Source organism: Erwinia typographi (assembly GCF_000773975.1).
In the GTDB taxonomy this organism is placed as follows: domain Bacteria; phylum Pseudomonadota; class Gammaproteobacteria; order Enterobacterales; family Enterobacteriaceae; genus Erwinia; species Erwinia typographi.
Genome location: NZ_JRUQ01000057.1, coordinates 44,250 through 59,526 on the forward strand (window position 1 = coordinate 44,250; position 15,277 = coordinate 59,526).

The window sequence follows — 15,277 nt, forward strand, 5'->3', positions numbered from 1 at the left end:
CGTTGGCGGCGCTAAAGGCGAAGCAGCCGAAAACGCGCCGCCATGGAAGATGTCTTCTCTGTAACATCTTCAACAAATGTCACACTTTAGCGGGCGGATATGCATCTTTCGGGTCGTGATTTAGCCCATTATCTCTATCATGAGTCCGGATAACGACTAAAAATAATGCGATTGCCCGGTAATGAAATTAAGAGATTTTGCAGAAGAAGAAAAACTTTTTGTTCGCAGGGCATTAATCGCCTTTGGGGTAGTACTGGCGGGCTTTATCACTCTGGTTTTTAATCTGTACCATTTGCAGATTAAGCAAAATCAGTACTATCAGACTCGCTCGAATCAAAATGACATCAAAATGATCCCTATCGCCCCCACGCGAGGGATTATCTACGATCGCAACGGCATTCCGCTGGTGAAAAACGTCACCTGGTATGACATCGAAATTTTGCCCTACAAGGTGCAGAATATGAAAGCGCTGCTGGCAGAGCTGGCGCCGATCGTTGACCTCTCCCCTGACGACATTGATACCTTTACCCGTTCGCTGCACGCTAACAGCCGTTACAAGCCGGTAGTGTTGAAAACCGAGCTGACGGATGAGGAAGTGGCCCGCTTTTCCGTCAACCAGTATCGCTTCACCGGCGTGGACGTGAGCAGCTATGAAGATCGCCAGTATCCCTATGGCCCCGACCTGGCCCACGTAATCGGCTACGTGTCGAAAATCAACGATAACGACTACAAACGGCTGGATAAAGAAGGCATTGGCGAGAACTACGCCGCCGATCACAACATTGGCAAACAGGGCATTGAGGGCTATTACGAAGCGGTTCTGCACGGCAAAACGGGCTACCAGGAAGTGGAGGTCGATAATCACGGGCGGGTCATTCGCGTACTGAAGGAAGTGCCCCCTGTCGCGGGCAAAAACCTCTACCTGACGCTGGACCTGCACCTTCAGCAATACGTTGAATCCCAGCTGGTAGGGCAGCGCGCGGCGGTAATGATCGAAAATCCGCATGATGGCGGCGTATTGGCGATGGTGTCCAGCCCCAGCTATGATCCCAATCCGTTCGTGAAAGGGATTAGCTATAAGGCTTATAAAGAGCTGTTAGAGAACAAGGACCTGCCGCTGATTAACCGCGTCACTCAGGGCCTGTATCCTCCGGCGTCTACCGTAAAACCCTATATGGCGATGTCCGCCCTGCTGACCCATGTGATCACCCCACAAACCACCTTCTTTGGTGCCCCAACCTGGACCCTGCCGGGCACCGATCGCAAATATCGCGACTGGAAAAAATCGGGCCACGGGATGCTGGATGTGAACCGTGCGATTGAGGAGTCGGCCGATACCTTCTTCTACCAGGTGGCCTATATGATGGGCATTGACCGTATTCATACCATGCTGAGTCAGTTCGGCTATGGAAAATCAACCGGCATCGATCTGCATGAGGAGTACAGCGGCCTGCTGCCCAGCCGCGAATGGAAGCAGAAAGTGCATAAGAAGGGCTGGTATCAGGGCGATACGGTTTCCGTCGGCATCGGCCAGGGCTACTGGATTGCCACGCCAATTCAGATGGTGAAGGCGCTGGCTACGCTGCTTAATAATGGACGAGTGATCCAGCCGCACCTGCTTTACGAGCAAAAGCAGGGAAAAAACGTCACGCCGTGGAAACAAACGCTGCCGCCCCAGCAGATTGGCGATGCGGCCTCGCCTTACTGGAGCCTGGTACGCCACGCAATGTTTGGCATGGCCAACGCGCCAAACGGCACCGGCTATAAATACTTCCACACCGCGCCTTATGGCATTGCGGCGAAAAGCGGTACCTCGCAGGTGTTTGGCCTGAAGCAAAACCAGGTTTATAACGCCAAAATGATCCCGATTCGCCTGCGCGACCATATTTTTTATACGGCCTTTGCACCCTTTAACGATCCGAAGGTGGCGATGGCGATTATTCTGGAAAACGGCGGCATCAACGGCGTGACCGCCGCTCCGCTGGCGAGGAATATTCTGGACCACATCTTCCTGCCGCCGGACGTGGCGCCAATGCCGGTAACGGCCGATCCCACCAGCAACGCCACCGCCCGGTAGCGCAGCTGATTATTTTGAGTGCGGAATCCCCCTTCCGCCACTCGCTCTCCCTGGCCTTCCCCGATATATCGCCAGACAAATTCTTTGCTAAAGACCGCGTTACCTCTTGCCGATAAACGACAATGAGGTAATGTCTTATCCTCGTGAGGCCAGCATTTAATGGCGACTGAATTGAATTTGCTGGAACGTAAATGACTAACGAGCATGGCTTAGGGCTTCGACGCCACTTTATACGTAATGTTCTCACGCCCATGATTGCCGTAGTGCTTATCACCTTCCTTGCCTGCGGGTTTACCGCCTGGTGGGTGACGACACAGAGCAATGCTAAAGCGCTGGAAAAGCAGCAGCAGGTCATTGAGAACATTTTTTCTCAGCATCTGGCGGACTATCTTCAACAGCATAAAAATCTGCTGGGATGGCCCGGTCTGCTTGCGCAGCTTAGCGCCGGTAACCCTTTTGGCTACTGGCTGAATACCCTTGTCGGTGACGATGAGGTGTACTTGCTCGATGCGAACAACCAGCCGCTCTCAGCCTGGCAGGCCGGAAAGCCGATCGCGCCCGTTAGCTACTTCGACGTTCAGCGACAGCTGGCCCCCTGGGTGGCGGAGCTGGGTCACCTTTCCCGCAGCGCTGATTTCGCTGCGTTTACCGGTGACGTGGCCCGCATCAACGGCCGCGTGGCGGAAATTGCCCTTGGCGAAGTGCCGGAAAATCGAGGTAATAAGCTGATTTTTATTCGCTATCTGCATTACAGCTTCCTCGATTTCCTGGAACATCGTGGCGTTGTCAGCGCCTTCCGCTTTGTTCCCAGCGTCCCGGATCAAGCCAACAGCGCCGGTTTTCTGCTGCGATCCCATCTGAATATTCCGGTCAGCTATGTTTCCTGGCAGCCGATGCGGCCGGGCAGCCAGATGCTGATGGTGACGGCTCCGCTGGTGCTGCTGGCGATGCTGGTCATCACCCTGATGTGCATAAAAATGACGCGACGGCTGTGGTTCTCTTCGCTAAGTCTTTCGCAATCGATGGCAAAGCTGGAAACCAGCGAAGCCCATGCTCAGAAGCTGGCGATGCAGGATCTACTCACCGGTCTGCCTAACCGCACGGCGATGAGGGATCAGCTCATGCAGCGGTTAGACAGCCCGCCAACAGAGGGGGAAAGTCTCGCGCTGCTGCTGCTGGATCTCGACCGCTTCAAAATGGTCAACGACACTTATGGTCACCATACCGGCGACGAGCTGCTTATTGAAGTAGCCCGGCGGCTGAAGGCGCTGCTACGGCCGGAAGATATCGTCGGGCGGCTGGGCGGCGATGAATTTATAGTGTTGCTCAATCCGTTGCATAACGTTCAGCAAATCACTCAGCTCTGCCAGCAGATTATTTCCCAACTAACGGCTCCGATCACCCTACAGGGCAACCGCATGTGGATCGGCGTCAGCATCGGCGTCGCCCTCTCCCCACTGCACGGTACTGAACGGCAGGAACTGATGCGCAAGGCCGATATCGCGCTCTATGCCGCCAAGTCTGAAGGACGCGGGCGTTACCAGATGTATGTCCCGGTGCTGGGCGAAGCCCTGATTAAGCGCCAGCAGCTGGCTGAAGCCCTGCGGTTAGCGCTGGAAACGGCTCAGGGCCTGGCGCTCTGGTATCAGCCGATTATGGATATCAGCGGCACAAAAATGCGTGGCATTGAGGCATTGCTGCGCTGGCAGCATCCAACGCTTGGCCCCGTTTCCCCGGCGGATTTTATTCCGGTAGCCGAAGAGACCGGGTTGATTATCCCGTTGGGAGACTGGGTGTTACAGCAGGCCTGCGGCATGGCGAAAAACTGCCCGCACCTGAGAATGTCGGTCAACGTTTCTCCCCTGCAATTCCTGGCGGGGAACTTTATCGAGCGTCTCAGGGAGATTGTGCAGCAGGCCGGCGTGGATCCAAAGCAAATTGAGCTGGAGATCACCGAAGGGGTGATGCTGGAGGATCATCAGCAGGCGTTGCGTACCATCCAGACCTTACGTTCGGCAGGGTTCAGAATTGCGCTCGACGACTTCGGCACCGGCTATTCAAGTCTCAACTACCTCACACAGTTCCCCGTGGACACGCTCAAAATTGACCGCAGCTTTATCCAACTGCTCGGCATTCAGGAACAGGCGGATACCATCGTCTCTTCGGTGATCAAACTGGGCCACTCGCTGGGGCTGTCGGTTACGGCAGAAGGGGTGGAGACGGAACAGCAGCGCCAGGCGTTATCCGCTGCGGGCTGCGACAAACTGCAAGGCTTTCTGCTCAGCCGCCCCCAGCCAGCCGAAGTCCTGTTTGCGGGCCACGCCGTATAGTTTTTGGCTCGCGGCCTGAAGCCGCTCAGGTGCTGGCCGGCTAGCGGCGCAGCACAATCTGCGGGACGCCGTCCTGGCTATGATGATGAACGTGAAGGTCAGCCTGGTACCAGCGCGTCAGCGTCTCCTCCGTCATCACCCCGGCTGGCGCGCCTCCCGCGACCAGCCGCCCCTGATGCAGCAGCAGCATACTGTCGGACCACAGCGCCGCAAGGTTCAAATCGTGCAGAACGCAGCAGACCGTCAGTTGTCCCTGCCGGGTGAGCTGATGCAGAAGCCGTAGCGCATGCTGCTGATGGTACAAATCCAGCGCGGAGGTGGGTTCATCCAGAAACAGCCAGCCGCGCGGTCCGCCGTCATGCCAGAGCTGGACCAGCGCCCGCGCCAGCTGAACTCGCTGCTGTTCACCGCCGGAAAGGTGCCGGTAGTCGCGGTTTGCCAGCATATCGCTGCCGGTCAACGCCATCACCTCGTCCACCACGGCACTTTTTTTCGAACCGTGCCAGGGCGCGCGTCCCATCGCCACCACATCTCTGACCGGCAAAGGAAACTCAACGTGGCTTTGCTGACGCATCACCGCGCGGCGCTGGGCGAGGTGCTCCCGCGACCAGCTTGCCAGCGGTTTGCCCTCCAGCAGGCAAACGCCTGAGGCCGGAGAGAGATAGCCAGTCAGTAGCCGCAGCAGCGTGGACTTGCCCGCGCCGTTAGGGCCAATCAGCGACACCATCTCACCGGCGCGCAGCGTCAGCGAAACATCATCAATCAGCAGCCGCTGGCCGACGCGCCAGCTGAGGTTTTTCCCCTCAAGCAGATTAGTCATAGCGGCCCTCCCGGCGGCGCAAAATCAGCCACAGGAACCAGGGCGCGCCCAGCAGGCTGGTCAACAGCCCCACCGGCATTTCGGCCGGGGCCACCAGCGTGCGGGCCAGGGTGTCGGCAACCAGCATCAGGATCGCCCCGGCCAGCCCTGCGCCGGGCAAAAGCCAGCGGTGATCGCCGCCAAGACACATTCTTATCAGGTGCGGCACCACCAGCCCGACAAAGCCGATGACCCCGCTGACGGCTACCGATGCCGCGACAATCAGCGCGCTGAGCACCAGCAAAACTCGCTGAGTGCGTTTCACATCCACACCCAGATAGTGAGCCTCTTCATCGCCGAGTTGCAGTAAATTCAGCCTGCGCGCCTGCCACTGGATAGCCAGCATGGCGGGCAAAATGACCACCGCGCTGGCCAGCACCGTCGACCATTGCGCCTGCCCCAGCGATCCCATTCCCCACAAGGAGAGCAGGCGGAGCTGCTGATCGTTGCTAATCCATGAAAGCACGCCAACCGCCGCGCCGCACACCGCGTTGATCGCAATGCCCACCAGCAGCAGCCTTGACAGCGTGCTGCTGCCGTAGCGGCTGAGCACAAAGATTGCCGCCGTCACCGCCAGGCTACCCGCAAAGGCCGCGAGCATGGGCCACCAAAGCGCCAGCACTGCGGGTAACGTCAGCGGGATAACCACGGAAATCGCCACCATTAACGCCGCGCCGCTGCTGATCCCCAGCAGCCCTGGGTCGGCCAGCGGATTGCGGAACAATCCCTGCATCACCGCGCCAGAGAGGGCCAGCGCCGAGCCCACCAGCACCGCCAGCAGCACCCGGGGCAGGCGGATGTTCCACCAGATTTGCCAGATCATGCTGTCATGGGGCGCCTGCCAGACCATTGGCAAAGAGAGGCGCATCGCGCCAATGTTGGCCGCCAGCAGCACCATCCCCACCATCAGAACCGCCATCAGCAGCAGGCTGCGCTGAACGTTGACCACTTTCATTTCGCCAGGGCTTCCGCCGCTTTACGCAGTTTGGCGATCGCCCCTGGCGTTTGCAGACCGAAGCCCAGCAGCGCCATTTCATCGACCACCAGCAGGTTTTGCTGCTTACCGGCTGGGGTCAGCGCCAGGCCAGGTAACTTCCAGAGGTTCTCTTCCCCACCCATTGAGCTCAGACCGGATTCGCCAATCACCACCAGCTGCGGCGCGCTGGCGACGATGCCTTCCTGCGTCAGCGGCTGATAGTGTGGGATGTTGCCGAGCGCGTTTTGCAGCCCGGCGCCGCGAATGGCGCCGTCCGCGGCCGTATCGCTGCCCGCGCCCATCGCTCGCATCCCGCTGTGGTTGAGAATATAAAGCACCTTCACCGGCAGCGGTTTATCGGAGACGCCCGCCAGCTGATTATTCAGGCTGGTTTCCAGCGCTTTGCCCTGCTCTTCACGGTGCAGCGCGGCGGCGATGGTGGCGATTTTCTGTGGGATAGCGCTCAGCTCTGGCTTACCGGTCACGGTAATCACCTTAACGCCAGCCTGTTCTACCTGCTGCAACGCAAGCGAAGGTTTAGACAGCTCGCTGGCAATCACCAGCGTCGGCTTCATCGCGAGTATCCCTTCAGCGTTCAGCTGGCGCATATAGCCCACGTTGGGCAGTTTGGTTGCCACGGCAGGTTGCAGGCTGGTGGTATCGCGGGCGACCAGGCTTTGCTGCGCATTCAGCGCATAAATGATCTCCGTGACGTCGCCGCCGATAGACACCACCCGCTCTGCGGCCAGCAGTGAAAACGGCAGCGCCAGCAGCGCAATCAGCCAGCGTTTCATGCCGCTACTCCTGCGGTCAGGACCGCAAGCTGTTCGCGCCAGCGGCTCTGCTCCGGTTCGCCTTCGGTACGCTGGCCATAGAGCTGAGCGATTTGCGTGCCGTCAGCGGCAAACAGCTCAAGGCTGGTAACCATGCCGTTGGCGGTCGGCTTACGGGTGATCCAGCTCTCGCTGATGGTGTTTTCCATCAGATGCAGGGTGAAGGCGGGATTGAAGATATTGACCCAGTTCTCCATCGGCACCAGCTTTTCGACCGCGCCGGTGAAAATCTGCACGCAGCCGCGATTGCCGATGAAAATCATGATTTCATTACCGTCCGCCTGCGCCAGCTTCAGCAGTTCGCTCAGCGAGCCGTTATCCACTTTCAGCGCCAGGTCGCTGGCCACCGAGCGGAACGCCTGCTGGCGGGAGATATTGTGACGCTTTAGCAGCCCAAAGAACTGATGAACATCAGTCATTGCCCGCCACTCCTGCTCGATGGCCGCAGCATCAGGCTGGCTGGCGTAGTTCACCGGCTCGGCTGGCGTGACGATCAGCTCTGGCGTTTCTGCCAGGGAGAAGGCGGCAATCAGCGCGTGCCACTGCGGCATAAGGGTATTCGGCGTGGCGTAAATTTTCAGCACGGCATCACCAGCGCCATCAAAAATCTGAATGCTGTTCCGGTCGCCGCGCTCGCTTTTCTCTACCAGCGAAAAAGCGCTCTTCCACTGCGAAGGGAACAGCCGCTGATCCAGCGCGCGCGGGTTGAGAATCAGCCCCGCATGGTCGCCAAGGTGCAGATTCTGGTAACGCCCAACCTGCTCGTGCACGGCATAGGCATTGCGGGTGATGGATTTCGTTTCGCCAACGGCTTCCAGCGCCGGGAGCAGTTCGCTGAAGTCTGGTCGCAGCGCGACCGCATCATTCAGGGTTCTGGCGTGGGTCAGCTCGGCTTCGCTGATGCCCATAAGATCGGCGAGATCGCGGGCATATTTTTTGGGGTGTTCGGTTTTTAAGGTCTGATAACGCTGATAAAGAGTTGTCATATCCATTCGCTCTCCTTTAAGCCCTGCATCAGCAGGGCTACGGGGTAATAAGATCGGGCCGATTAGAAATCGATATTCACACCCAGCTGGTAAGTTCTGCCCGGCATCACCGCCAGCGCTTTGTCGTAAGCGTCCTGGTTAGTGCTCTCGGTCAGCTCGCGGCTGCTGAGGTAATCCCAGTATTTGCGGTCGGTCAGGTTATAGATCCCGCCGCTGAGCTTAACGTTTTTCGCCACCTGCCAGTAAGCGGTCATATCCACCATACCGTAGCCCGGTACGCGCATATATTCTTCCGTGGAGTCCGTTAACGAAGTGCCCGCATTGTTGGTGTAGCTTTCACGATTGGTAGCGGTAGCCTTTTTACCCTTGACGAAGGTCGCGGTAACGGCAGCGCCATAGCGTTTTGCCGGATCGTCCCAGGCAACGCCAACGATCGCTTTCATCGGCGCAACGCTGTCGAGGTCCTGATAGCTGTCGCCGGAGTAGTTGGACTTCGCTTTGCCTTCACTGTAGCCCAGCGCAAAGGTCGCGCTCAGGCCGTTCACCTGCTCAAACCAGGTGCCAAAGTTGAGCTTTGTCGAGACTTCGCCGCCATAGATATAGGCCTTATCGCGGTTTTCCGCCTGATAAACAGTGTAGATATTTGACGGCACGTTGGTAAAGCGCGCCGGGCTGCCCGCACGGGTGTAGCGAGTGTAGGCGATAAAGTTTTTATAGGTGTTGTAGAACAGCGAGGTCTTCAGCGATACGCCGTCCACTACCTGCCCCTTCATGCCCCATTCCAGGTTGTTGCTGGTTTCGGTTTTCAGATCGCTGTTACCGATCAGCGCATACTGCTGCGTGCCGGCATAGCTTGAACCCAGGTTCCAGGAGCCGTAGAGCTGGCTGGCGTTAGGGAACTGCGCCCCGCGCTTGTACTGAATATAGGTCATCAGCGACGGCGTAATGTCGTAGTTGAAACTCAGCGATGGCAGGACCTGAGTATCCGAGTTCTCCTTTCCGTACAGCGTATTCAGTTCGGACTCATCCAGCACGGTGCTGCCGGTGGTCAGGCTGGAGAGATTTTCAGGCTTGGTGCTCTGATGCGCCACGCGCACGCCCGGCACGACATAAAAACCGTGGCCGTCGAGATCGAACTGAATGTTGTCCTGCACGAATCCGCCAAGCGCATAGCTGCGGCTGTCGGCTTCGGGCTGCATAATCGCGCTATAGACGCTGGGCGTAGGCTCTTCGCGGAACGGACGCTGAGTCTCCGTCACGCGTCCGTTAAGCCCGCCGCTCAGCTCGTGGCGTCCCAGAGTCTTGATCAGCTGCGTCTCGAAGCCCCAGGTGTCGACGTCGTAATTGGAATAGACTCGCTCCATGCTGCCGGTGCTGGTCGGCATCCAGGTGTTATCGTGCGCCTGGGTTTGCTGGTAGTAAACCTTGCTGGTCAGACTGTCGATAAACTCGTTAGCGGGCGTCCATTCATCCTTGAGGCTCACGCCCCAGCGGCGGGTATTACTCTGCTGCTGTGAGGTTCCTAAAATGTCGCTGCCAGCACTGTTCCATGTGTCGTAGTGGGTGTGGTTGGTTTTGTCGTAATAATCTACGGTGCCGGTCAGCTTGTGCTCGTCATTCGGCTGCCAGATGCCCGAAGCCATCAGCGCGTTGGAGTGCCAGTTAGCCGGATAAGCATCTACCGTGTCGCTGTTGTTGCGGGTTTGCTGGCCGTCGCGTCGGCTGTAAACGAAGACGCCGCGTAGCGTTTCATCGCCTGCGGCAGCGGTAATGCCGTTATGCCAGCTGCGGTTGGCCGAATCGTAATCCGACTGATAGCCGAAATAAGTCGATTTGTAAGGTGAAAGGTAGTCATCCGCCGATTTCGGCAGGAAGGATACCGCACCGCCAATGGAGGTATTAGCCGTCGAGGTCGACGTCGCCCCGGATTCAATATCGACCTGGCCGTACATATACGGGTCGATGTAATCGCGGCCAATGCCGAAGGTATTCAGCCCGGCGCGGCTGACGTAGCTACGGCCGGTGGCATCAGGTTGCGGAATGCCGTCGACGTCCAGCCCGACGCGGTTACTCTCAAGGCCACGGATGTTGTAGCCGGTATAGCCGCTGCGGTCGAAGCCGCTTTTCCCTGATGACGACCCGCCGCTAACGCCCGTGGCGCTGATCAGCGGTTCATAGCGCATCACCGATCCAAAATCGTTGGTGCCCTTTTTCTGCATGTCGGCGGCGGTGATGGTGGTTTTGCTGCCAGCCTTCTTTTCAGGCTCCGGCGCGGTAACCGTCATAACGGCTTCCGACTGGCTGCTTTTCTTTTCTGAAATAGCCAGCGGCGTGCCTTTAGCGGCAGTAGCGGGAAGAGGTGTGGATGTGGTGGTTTCAGCCGCGATGCTGAAACCGGTCGTGACCAGCGTGCCAAGCAGCACGGATTTCTGGATAAACCCCTGAGAACTGAAAGATTTGCGCATTTAGTAAGCCTTTATTCTTTATTAGTATCGACTCATACATTGCTGCCGCAGACGAAGAAGGCTGCGAAAAAAGAGCAGGCGATCCGGCACTATGTAGGTCATTCCATGACATTTATCAAATGCGAATGATAATGAGATCGATTACCTATATCAACAATCTCCACGATTAATTCACAATGTTAAAAAATCGTCAACTTCAGCCGGCTTGACAGTGGGATAAAAGACGCCCGAAGATAGCGATCCCTTTCCCGTCGGGTTCTGACCATGAAAACCTCTCCTGCCGTGACCATTCACTACTGTTCTCAATGCAACTGGCTGCTGCGTGCGGGCTGGATGGCGCAAGAATTACTGCATACTTTCAGCACCGATTTAGCCTCAGTCACGCTGGTGCCGGGCACCGGCGGCATTTACCAGATTAAGGTTGATGACGAAATCATCTGGGATCGCAAAACGGACGGCGGCTTCCCGGAGGTGAAAGAATTGAAGCAGCGCGTGCGGAATATCTGTTTTCCCGAGCGGGATTTGGGGCATATCGATAAGAAATAGCACGGCACGCGTGGCGTTGCCCCGATCGCGCGCCCCTTGTGCCCTCCTCCTGCTTCGCTGTAAACTCCATTCCGCGCCGAAAACTGTGACGAAGCGCAAAAAAACAGGCCGAAAACAGGCCTGATAAAACAATTTATCGCTCTTACCTGCCCTGCCTGAAACCTGCGCCCCTGCCACTTTCCGTGCCTGGGTCCCTGAATCGCTCACTATTAAGTGCAATGTTCTATGGAAACTGTTCGTTCTGCTTCACCGACTGCGCGCGCCGTCGGCCCGCTACTTTTTTGCCTGGCACTGGGGGCATTTGCCATCGGTCTGAGTGAGTTCGTGATCATGGGGCTGCTGCCGCAGGTCGCCAGCGCCATGCAGGTCAGCCTCGCGCAGGGCAGTAAATTTATCAGCTATTACGCGCTTGGCGTGGTCGTGGGCGCGCCGCTGTTCTCGCTGAGTACTGCGCGTCTGTGCCGCAAGCATCAGCTGATGATTTTCATCTCGCTGTTTCTGCTTGGGAATGTCAGCAGTATGCTGGCGAGCAATGCGCAGATGCTGGTCATCTCGCGTTTCCTCAGCGGCCTGCCGCACGGCGCCTTCCTGGGCGTGGCTGCGCTGGCGGCCGCTTCGTTAGTGGAAGAAAATCGGCGCGGACAGGCGGTCGGGAAAGTGATGCTGGGCCTGACGCTGGCCTCGCTGCTGGGCAATCCCGCCGCGACAATGCTGGGCGAGCACCTGGACTGGCGCTGGGCGTTTGCCTGCGTGTCGCTGCTGTCGCTGATTGATGCCGTGCTCATCTTCAGGCTCTTCCCGGTGGAGCAAGAGGAGCAGCAAAGCTCCCCGCTGAAGGAGATCCGTGGGCTGGCGAACATCCGCCTGTGGCTGACGCTGGGTATCGCCGCCATCGGCTTTGGCGGGATGTTTGCGGTGATCAGCTACATCACCCCGATCCTGACGCTGGCCGCCCATCTCTCAACCTTCTGGCTGCCGTTCGTGCTGTTCGCTTTTGGCCTGGGAATGGTGCTGGGGAATCTGGCGGGCGGCAGGCTGGCCGACCGCAAAATTATGCTGTCAATCTTCTGCATTCTGGCATGGAGCGTCGTCGTCCTGTCGCTCTTCCCGCTGCTGGTCGGCTCGGCCTCCGGCCTGATGCTTGGCGCTTTCCTGGTGGGCACCAACCTGGCGCTGTGCGCCCCGCTTCAGGTTCGCCTGATGCAGGTGGCTGGCAGCGCCCAGACGCTGGCCGCCACGCTGAACCATTCGGCATTTAACATTGCCAATGCGCTCGGCGCCTTCCTTGGGGCTTATGTGGTTCAGCAGGGTTATCCGATGACCCAAACCGCCAGCTACGGCGCAATCCTGCCGGTAATGGGCATGGTAATCTTTATTTTCTCCCTGCTGAAGGAAGTCGCCGACCGCAAAAACACCAGCATCAGCTCAACCGATCTGATTTGATTTCCGCCATGGCGGGTTTGCATCTTAAGGCGGCATAAATAGTCAGCGTGGCAATGAGCAGCGCCAGCGTACTGCCCATAAATACCCCTTTAGCACCGGTCACGTTAAAGATCACTCCGCCTGCCGCTGCGCCAATGGTGATCGCTAACTGAATCGAGGCGACCAGCAGCCCCCCGCCGCTTTCCGCCTCGTCCGGCATGGTTCGGGTGATCCAGGTTGACCAGCCGACCGGCACCGCGCCGAAGGCCATGCCCCACAGCGCCACCAGCACCGCATCCGCCAGCGGAGCCGATCCCATCGCCACCAGCCCAATGCCCATCAGTCCCATCGCCAGCGGCGTGGCGATCAGCGTGCGGTGCAGGTTACGCTCCAGCAGCACGCCCGCAATCAGCGTTCCGGCGAAGTTTGCCCCGCCAAAGCCGAGCAAAATGGCCGAGAGTCCGTTTACCCCTACGCCGGTTACGCTTTCCAGGAAAGGCCGCAGATAGGTGAAGAAGGCAAAGTGGCCGGAAAACAGCAAAATGATCGCCAGCAGCGCCGTTTGCATACGTGGGCGACGCATCACAGAAAATAGCGAACTGCCCTGCGATGACGGGTTCGGCGGCATTTTCGGCAGCGCGGCGCCCTGCCAGATCAGCCCCAGCAGGCCAATAGCGGCGGCGGCGACAAATACGTTGCGCCAGCCGATCAGATGGCCGAAATAGCTGCCCATCGGCGCGGCAACGATGGTGGCAACCGACACGCCGCTGAATACGATCGACAGCGCGCGCGGGATCATCGCTTCCGGCACCAGTCGCATGGTGGTGGCGGCGGCCAGCGTCCAGAAGCCGCCGATCGAAATGCCCAGCAGCACGCGGCCCAGCAGAATAAACGTCAGGTTCGGCGCAAAGGCTACCAGCAGGTTAGAACCTATCAGCATCAGCGAAAACACCAGCATCACCCAGCGGCGATCCAGACTGCGGGTGGCGCTGGCGCTGAAAAAGCTGGTCAGCAGCGCAAAAATCGCCGTCACCGTAACGGCTTGCCCGGCCATCCCTTCGCTGGCGTCGAGGCTTGCCGCCATGGGCGTCAGCAGACTGGCGGGCAGGAACTCAGCCGTGACCAGCCCAAACACGCCAAGCGCCATCGAAAATACCGCGCCCCACTGGGGCTTTTTCTGTGCCGTGTCGGCTTGTTGTCGAGTGTTCATTGCTTGCTTTCCATGGTGAGAAGATAGCGTACAGCGTAAAAGGCTGGACCCGGATGGTCTATGATGTAAAATCCGTAATTATTGATTATTCGTCCGAACCGCGGAGAGACTATGTCAGCTGCAAATGACGATCTTGCCAGCGAACTGCTGATGGGAATGCGCCTGATGGGCGTGCAGTACAAGCGTATTGAGCTGGCCGCGCCGTTCGGCATCGGTTTTGATAAGGCCCCCGGCCGCGCCCAGTTTCATTTTGTCAGCCGTGGTCCGGTGCTGATGCGCACCCATAGCGGCAACCTCTATACGCTGAATACCGGCGATGCGCTGCTGCTGCCCCAGGGAACGGATCATGTGCTGCTCTCCTCGCCGGATGTGCCCTGCACGGATGTCCGCTCATTTAACAGCACGCCGGTCTGCGGCAATATTTGCTGCGTAAAAGCTTGTTCCCCGTCGCAGCAGGAAGAGCCGCCGGTGCTGATTTTCAGCGGCTGTATGGAGTTCGACCTGGGCGGGATGCAGATGCTGGTCAGCGCCATGCCGGAAGTGCTGCTCGCCGATACGCTGATGCATAAATACCCTGAAATACAGCCAATGCTCAACGCAATGGAACGGGAATCGCTAGGTGGACGAGCCGGCTATGCGGGCATCCTTTCCAGGCTGGCGGATGTGGTCGCTTCGCTGATCGTGCGGGGCTGGGTCGAATCTGGCTGCGGTCAGGCGGGCGGCTGGCTCCAGGCGCTACGCGATCCGCGCCTGGGCAAAGCGCTGGTAGCACTGCACCGTGAGCCGGGAAAAAACTGGACCGTGGCGCAGCTGGCGGCGGAGATGGGCAGCTCGCGCTCAGTCTTTGCCGAGCGCTTTCTGGCCGTTACCGGCATGACGCCGGTACGCTATCTGACCGATCTGCGCATGCAGCTGGCGATACAATGGATCGGCCGCGACGGCGAAGCGATTGAAACCGTTGCCTGGCGCTTAGGCTACGGCTCTCTTGCCGCCTTTAGCCGGGCCTTTAAGCGCACGACAGGGAAAACGCCCGGCGCGCTACGCGCTGAAGAAGCCAGGCGTAATGCCATGCAGGAATCCGCTTAGCGTCCGACCCGCCCAGCCCGCATGACCAGCCACAGGGGCAAAGGCAGCGTGACGATCAGCAGAACCCACAGCAGCGCATACACGGCGTCAACGCCGTCGTTCTGCAAATTAACAAACAGTTTGACCGGCATCCCCTGAGGAAAATAGCTAAACACCAGCACGATACCGAACTCACCGATGACTCTGACCCAGGTGATGGCCAGCGCCGCGGCCAACCCTCTTGCGGCCTGCGGCAGAGTCAGACGCAGAAAGACCTGCCAGGCCGATGCGCCCAGCGTCTGCCCTGCTTCTTCTGTATCCAGCGGAACCTGCTCGAAGGCCGAACGGGCCGACAGCACGAAGTAGGGTAACCCGCCGTAAAATTGCGCCACGACAAAGGCGCCGGGATTGTTATTTAACCCGATGCCTACGGCTGAGAGCGCTTCGCCAAGTGTGCCGTACGGTCCGAAGACCGACACCAGCAGGATACCCAGCGCCAGCGGCGGGG

Annotated in this window: 12 protein-coding genes; 5 read left to right on the forward strand and 7 right to left on the reverse strand. The window is 58.5% G+C overall.

From position 1 onward, the window contains the following. Positions 1-181: 181 nt before the first annotated feature. Entirely contained in the window at positions 182-2,077 is a 1,896-nt protein-coding gene (gene mrdA, locus NG99_RS20210) for a penicillin-binding protein 2 (protein ID WP_034896935.1), read from the forward strand. A 191-nt stretch (positions 2,078-2,268) separates the two neighbouring features. After that, on the forward strand, positions 2,269-4,407 hold the full coding sequence (locus tag NG99_RS20215; RefSeq protein ID WP_034896939.1) for a putative bifunctional diguanylate cyclase/phosphodiesterase: 2,139 nt from the start codon (positions 2,269-2,271) through the stop codon (positions 4,405-4,407). Positions 4,408-4,447: 40 nt separating this feature from the next. Here the strand turns inward: NG99_RS20215 and NG99_RS20220 are convergent, their stop codons facing one another. From NG99_RS20220 to NG99_RS20240, 5 genes are all read right to left on the reverse strand, one after another. Next, a complete protein-coding gene (locus NG99_RS20220; protein WP_034896942.1) occupies positions 4,448-5,227 on the reverse strand; it encodes a heme ABC transporter ATP-binding protein in 780 nt (259 codons plus the stop codon). Further along, positions 5,220-6,185 (reverse strand): FecCD family ABC transporter permease, encoded by a 966-nt coding sequence (locus NG99_RS20225; RefSeq protein ID WP_408606422.1) that lies wholly within the window; start codon positions 6,183-6,185, stop codon positions 5,220-5,222. Before NG99_RS20225 ends, NG99_RS20220 begins: the two co-directional genes overlap by 8 nt. Positions 6,186-6,217: 32 nt before the next feature. Beyond that, a complete protein-coding gene (locus tag NG99_RS20230) occupies positions 6,218-7,036 on the reverse strand; it encodes a heme/hemin ABC transporter substrate-binding protein (protein ID WP_034896947.1) in 819 nt (272 codons plus the stop codon). After that, complete coding sequence (locus tag NG99_RS20235; RefSeq protein WP_034896980.1) at positions 7,033-8,061, reverse strand: hemin-degrading factor; 1,029 nt, start codon at positions 8,059-8,061, stop codon at positions 7,033-7,035. The genes NG99_RS20230 and NG99_RS20235 overlap by 4 nt, the downstream gene beginning before the upstream one ends. 62 nt (positions 8,062-8,123) lie before the next feature. Continuing rightward, entirely contained in the window at positions 8,124-10,526 is a 2,403-nt protein-coding gene (locus NG99_RS20240) for a TonB-dependent receptor domain-containing protein (RefSeq protein WP_034896950.1), read from the reverse strand. A 264-nt stretch (positions 10,527-10,790) separates the two neighbouring features. Between NG99_RS20240 and NG99_RS20245 the strand changes: the two genes are divergently transcribed. Together NG99_RS20245 and NG99_RS20250 are read left to right on the forward strand one after the other, a co-directional pair. Further along, positions 10,791-11,072, forward strand: a complete 282-nt coding sequence (locus tag NG99_RS20245) for a SelT/SelW/SelH family protein (RefSeq protein WP_034896952.1) — start codon at positions 10,791-10,793, stop codon at positions 11,070-11,072. 225 nt (positions 11,073-11,297) lie between these two features. Then, the gene (locus NG99_RS20250; protein WP_034896954.1) at positions 11,298-12,515 is read left to right on the forward strand and encodes an MFS transporter; all 1,218 of its coding nucleotides are present in this window, start codon (positions 11,298-11,300) and stop codon (positions 12,513-12,515) included. Here the strand turns inward: NG99_RS20250 and NG99_RS20255 are convergent. Then, positions 12,493-13,704 (reverse strand): MFS transporter, encoded by a 1,212-nt coding sequence (locus NG99_RS20255; RefSeq protein WP_034896956.1) that lies wholly within the window; start codon positions 13,702-13,704, stop codon positions 12,493-12,495. The genes NG99_RS20250 and NG99_RS20255 overlap by 23 nt on opposite strands. Positions 13,705-13,815: 111 nt before the next feature. On the opposite strand from NG99_RS20255, the gene NG99_RS20260 reads away from it, so the two are divergent. Further along, positions 13,816-14,790 carry an AraC family transcriptional regulator gene (locus NG99_RS20260; RefSeq protein WP_034896958.1) on the forward strand — a complete coding sequence of 325 codons (975 nt, stop codon included), beginning with the start codon at positions 13,816-13,818 and terminating at the stop codon, positions 14,788-14,790. On the opposite strand, the gene NG99_RS20265 is transcribed toward NG99_RS20260, so the two are convergent. Further along, the coding region (locus NG99_RS20265; RefSeq protein WP_034896961.1) for an ABC transporter permease subunit at positions 14,787-15,277 on the reverse strand (491 nt) is incomplete at its 5' end. The genes NG99_RS20260 and NG99_RS20265 overlap by 4 nt on opposite strands.

What these genes read in the sequence shown, in the direction of transcription:
- mrdA (WP_034896935.1), top strand. Translation starts at nt 182, where the DNA reads ATGAAATTAAGAGATTTTGCAGAAGAAGAAAAACTTTTTGTTCGCAGG.
- NG99_RS20215 (WP_034896939.1), top strand. Translation starts at nt 2,269, where the DNA reads ATGACTAACGAGCATGGCTTAGGGCTTCGACGCCACTTTATACGTAAT.
- NG99_RS20220 (WP_034896942.1), bottom strand. Translation starts at nt 5,227, where the DNA reads ATGACTAATCTGCTTGAGGGGAAAAACCTCAGCTGGCGCGTCGGCCAG.
- NG99_RS20225 (WP_408606422.1), bottom strand. Translation starts at nt 6,185, where the DNA reads ATGGCGGTTCTGATGGTGGGGATGGTGCTGCTGGCGGCCAACATTGGC.
- NG99_RS20230 (WP_034896947.1), bottom strand. Translation starts at nt 7,036, where the DNA reads ATGAAACGCTGGCTGATTGCGCTGCTGGCGCTGCCGTTTTCACTGCTG.
- NG99_RS20235 (WP_034896980.1), bottom strand. Translation starts at nt 8,061, where the DNA reads ATGACAACTCTTTATCAGCGTTATCAGACCTTAAAAACCGAACACCCC.
- NG99_RS20240 (WP_034896950.1), bottom strand. Translation starts at nt 10,526, where the DNA reads ATGCGCAAATCTTTCAGTTCTCAGGGGTTTATCCAGAAATCCGTGCTG.
- NG99_RS20245 (WP_034896952.1), top strand. Translation starts at nt 10,791, where the DNA reads ATGAAAACCTCTCCTGCCGTGACCATTCACTACTGTTCTCAATGCAAC.
- NG99_RS20250 (WP_034896954.1), top strand. Translation starts at nt 11,298, where the DNA reads ATGGAAACTGTTCGTTCTGCTTCACCGACTGCGCGCGCCGTCGGCCCG.
- NG99_RS20255 (WP_034896956.1), bottom strand. Translation starts at nt 13,704, where the DNA reads ATGAACACTCGACAACAAGCCGACACGGCACAGAAAAAGCCCCAGTGG.
- NG99_RS20260 (WP_034896958.1), top strand. Translation starts at nt 13,816, where the DNA reads ATGTCAGCTGCAAATGACGATCTTGCCAGCGAACTGCTGATGGGAATG.